1 pseudogene is annotated in these 264 nt (G+C 56.1%); it reads left to right on the forward strand.

Going from position 1 to position 264, the window contains the following annotated elements:
• A pseudogene (lacI, locus tag SB719_RS20685) lies at positions 1 to 230 on the forward strand (lac repressor); the annotation flags it as partial.
• Positions 231 to 264 lie beyond the last annotated feature (34 nt).

The following is a 264-nucleotide window of genomic DNA, read 5'->3' on the forward strand; positions in this document are numbered from 1 at the left end:
CGTTAACCACCATCAAACAGGATTTTCGCCTGCTGGGGCAAACCAGCGTGGACCGCTTGCTGCAACTCTCTCAGGGCCAGGCGGTGAAGGGCAATCAGCTGTTGCCCGTCTCACTGGTGAAAAGAAAAACCACCCTGGCGCCCAATACGCAAACCGCCTCTCCCCGCGCGTTGGCCGATTCATTAATGCAGCTGGCACGACAGGTTTCCCGACTGGAAAGCGGGCAGTGAGCGCAACGCAATTAATGTAAGTTAGCTCACTCAT

This window comes from Pantoea sp. SIMBA_079 (assembly GCF_046940275.1).
Taxonomy (GTDB): Bacteria; Pseudomonadota; Gammaproteobacteria; order Enterobacterales; family Enterobacteriaceae; genus Pantoea; species Pantoea borealis.